This window comes from Bifidobacterium sp. M0353 (assembly GCF_016100645.1).
In the GTDB taxonomy this organism is placed as follows: domain Bacteria; phylum Actinomycetota; class Actinomycetes; order Actinomycetales; family Bifidobacteriaceae; genus Bombiscardovia; species Bombiscardovia choladohabitans.
On record NZ_JACFSB010000021.1, the window covers coordinates 1 to 475 of the forward strand.

A 475-nucleotide genomic window follows, 5' to 3' on the forward strand; every position below is an offset into this window, starting at 1 on the left:
GGGCCACGTCATACAACCATTCCATTTTCTTTGCAAAATCAGGATTATGCACTTTTGCGTATTGATAGACAGCTACAACACCGACTGCTCCTAAAACAAAGTATGGTAATAATGAATTTAATAGATTAATAAACTGAGTCATTTTTTAAATCCTTTCAACAAAAAGAGAACACTATTTAGTGTTCTCTAACTTCTTTTTTAATGTTTCGTATTTTTCTTCTAACTCTTTGCGCTTTTTACGCTCGTTTTCGTAGTCTTCAGCTAAGTTATCCCTTTCTTTCTGCAACGTTTTGAACTTATCACTGTAATCTTCATGGTGCGATTTATGCAAAACTGCAAAAAGAGTGGCAAATGCACCAACCAGGGCTGTTAATACCTGTATTGCACTAACTAGATCGTGCACCTAACCACCCCACTAACTTTTATATGCTGATCTAATTATTAAAATAAAAATAATAAAGTCACCAATAACTGT

The 475-nt window shown here is 34.1% G+C and carries 1 protein-coding gene; it reads right to left on the minus strand.

The annotated features are described in order from the left end of the window. Positions 1 to 172: 172 nt before the first annotated feature. On the minus strand, positions 173 to 403 hold the full coding sequence (locus H3V04_RS08815) for a hypothetical protein (RefSeq protein ID WP_198188196.1): 231 nt from the start codon (positions 401 to 403) through the stop codon (positions 173 to 175). Between the last annotated feature and the right edge of the window lie 72 nt (positions 404 to 475).